The sequence below is a fragment of the Streptomyces sp. NPDC057445 genome (assembly GCF_042802855.1).
In the GTDB taxonomy this organism is placed as follows: domain Bacteria; phylum Actinomycetota; class Actinomycetes; order Streptomycetales; family Streptomycetaceae; genus Streptomyces.
In genome coordinates, this window is record NZ_JBHVDH010000061.1 from 1 (window position 1) to 3,046 (window position 3,046).

Genomic DNA, 3,046 nt, shown 5'->3' on the forward strand with positions numbered 1-3,046 from the left:
GGGCGGTGAAAATGGGGCGGCCCCTCGCGGCGTGCGAAGCGGAGCGTGGGGCCGCCGAGCCCGTAGTCCTGTCAGAGCGGGCACCGTGACCGTACGGACCACCAGGCGGGTTCGCGCGCTGGGGCAGGCCGACCGGGTGACAGTCCGGCCCTCGTATCTGTCTGTCTGGGCGGTCGGTGAGCCGGATTCTGGTGGCACCTGGCACCTATCCGGTGGGACGGCTTTGTGCGTGGTGCGTGCGATGGCGAGTGAGGCCCACGAGTAGCCCCGGCCGAATTCTGCAGAGATTCCCATCATGGCTGGGGCGTTCGGACGAGGACGCCGGGATGGACCGGTCCGGGACGGAAGCCGCGGCGTATGTATGCGCGCTGGGTGGCTGGTGAGTTGGGGACGGCGACCAGACCTATGTGGTGGGTGTCGGCGAGGGCGAGGGCTGTGTGGAGGAGGCGTCCGGCCGAGACGGGGTCGTTGTCCTGGGCGGCGAAGGTGCCTGCTTCCCACCAGGTGCCTCCGGTGGCCCGCAGGCGGCGGACGGTGATGCTTGCGGGGAAGACGGCGCGCCCGTGGAGCAGCATGTTGCCGACCTCGCAGATCAGCGCCAGGACGGCCGTGAGCGCGGCCCCGTACGCCACGAGCGGCGGGAGGTGATGGTGGGCGACGGCGTAGTCGGCGGCCTGAAGCGGTAGCCAGAGCCAGGCAACAGCGGCCGCGGTGCCCAGGAGGAAGACAGCGGCACAGGCGGCGCGGCGTGGCCGGCATGTGCGAGGGCCGGTGACCGACAGCATGGCGCTTTTGTGGCCGAGGAGGCGTGCGCCGGCATGCATGACCGCGAGGGCGAACAGCCACAGGCCCAGGGCGGCGGGCCGGGTCAGCGGATGCAGGGCGGGCGGCCCGAGGCGGCGTTGTCCAAGCGCGGCCAGGCCTGGCAGGTGCCGCCAAGGGGGGCGTAGGTGGGCGGGTATGTCGAGACGGGCAGTCATCGTGGATTCGCCTCTTTTGCTCAGCGGGTCGGGCGGTTGCCGGGCTCGTGGCTGTCTGGTGCGGGCTGGGGGTGCAGTGGCGAGGTGGGCGGCAGGAGCGCTTGGCGGGTGGCGGTGGTGCGCTCGCGTATCTGTTCCAGGCGGTGGGTGATGCGGGCGTGGGTGTAGAGGTCGATCGCGTCGGTGAGGTGGTCCCATTCCTGGCCGTCGAGTCCTGGGGGGCGGGGCCCGAGGAGGTCGGGGCCGGCGCGGTGGTGGCGGCGCCGGTAGTCGCTGACGGCGGTGATGACCCGCAGCCAGGTGCGCTGTTCGTCTTCGTCGTCCTGGCCCGGGGCGGTGATGTCTTCCATCCACGTCTCGGGGAGGGGTTCGCCGGCCAGGACGGCGGCCAGCGCGCGGCGGGCGGTGCGGGCGTCGGCGGCGGCATAGGTTGTGGGGGTGATGCCGTGTGGGTCGCGCAGGGCGGGGTGGTCGGGCAGGGCGCCGGAGGGGGGCGGGGTTTGGAGGTGGCTGAGGGCGGCGGCGAGGACCACCGAGGCCGGTGCGTCAGGTGGCGGAAGCACATGGGGTCGGCGGCGTCCGGTCAGGGCGCGGATGCGGGCATCGAGGTCGTCCCAGGCAGCGGCATCGTCCGGATCCTCGGGACGCGGGCCCAGTCCGGGGACGTTGCTGATGGCGTGGCGGGTGCGCCACAGCTGAAGCAGGGCGCAGGTTCGGGCCCAGGCGGCCCGGCGCAGCGGCGACGTTGCTGGGGGCGGGGGTCCGAGGGGGCGGGCCCAGGCGGGCGCCTCGGCGGCCAGGGTGTGGCCGCGTTCGGCCAGTGAGCGGGCCAGGATGCGGTGGCGTTCGGCGAGGTGCTCGCGCCAGTGGAGGGGTGTGTCGGGGTGGGTGAGGGCGTGGCGGTCGGCGACCCAGTCGGGGATGTCGCCGTGGTGGTTTTGGCGGTGCGGCGGGTGGTCGGGGAGCCGGTCACGGTACCGGAGTTCGGCCGCAATCTTGCCGGTGACGGCATCCGCGCGGGCGAGGGCCGCCCTCGCATACTCCTGCCGCCCGGTGGCGGTGGTGCGGCGGCCGGTGACGGCCCGGCGGGTGGCAGCCAGCGAAGTGGGGGCGTCGTGAGGGCGCCTCTGGTTGGTTTGTTGACGCTGGTAGTCCTCGCGGGCCCGCTCGCGCCAGGTGAGCGCGCGGCGCAGCCGGCTCTCGTGGATCAGGCCGGCGAGAGTGTTCCGCGCGGTCTGGGTCAACGGGATACGGGTGGTCTGGGTGCGGCGGATCTGGGCGCGGACGGCAGCGAGCTGGGCGGCGAGCTCGGTACGTGAGAGGGGCCCCAGGGGGCGATCGGGCCAGGCCGGATGAGTATGCCCCGCCTGCGTGGTGACCGGGGTGGGCAGGTGGGTGAGCGCCGCGTCGGCGGCCTGCAACGCCGCGCGGGCGGCGGCGCGGTGGGTGGCGGCGAGCCGGGCCAGGGTCTGCAGCTGGGTGAGGGAGAGCGCGGCCAGCGGCCTGGTGGGCTGGGCTTTGTGGGCTGCGGCGGCGTCGGCGAGGCGCTCCCGCAGGCGCCAGGTGAGCACGGCCGCCCTGTCGTCGGCGCCCCCGAATCCGCGTGCGGCGGTGTCTTCGAGGAGGCGGGGAAGGTCGAAGCCGGCACGCTCCGCGTCGCTCATGGCCCTCATCAGGGCTCGGTAGGCGTCGGCGGCCAGAAAAGCAGCCGCACCTTCGAGGCCGAGGGTGTGCTCCAGGACGCCGGTGAGGCGGGCGGTGGTCGCGCGTTCGGCCACGTCGGCGAACTCGGCCGCCAGCTGCCCCGGCGCGCTGAGCTCTTGGTGCAGCGCGGTGATGGACTCGGTCGCCGACAGCTGCGTGCGGCGGCGGGCGGCGATGGCGGCGAGAACGTCGTCAAGGCGGTCGCCGTCCTCGATGGCGACGTAGAGGCGGTTGGTTCGCTTGCCGCGGGTGAGCTGGACGTAGACGCCTTCGCGGTCCGAGCGCGGCGAGGCCAGGGCGTGGGAGGTGTCCACGGTCATGCCCTGGGCGCGGTGGATGGTGGAGGCGTAGCCGAGCTCGCA

2 protein-coding genes are annotated in these 3,046 nt (G+C 73.8%); both read right to left on the reverse strand.

Going from position 1 to position 3,046, the window contains the following annotated elements; all coding sequences use genetic code 11:
- Nucleotides 1-293: 293 nt before the first annotated feature.
- Entirely contained in the window at nucleotides 294-980 is a 687-nt protein-coding gene (locus tag ACFU5O_RS37405) for a hypothetical protein (RefSeq protein ID WP_384247481.1), read from the reverse strand.
- A gap of 20 nt (nucleotides 981-1,000) precedes the next feature.
- On the reverse strand, nucleotides 1,001-3,046 hold a 2,046-nt coding region (locus tag ACFU5O_RS37410; protein WP_384247483.1), incomplete at its 5' end, for a C-terminal helicase domain-containing protein.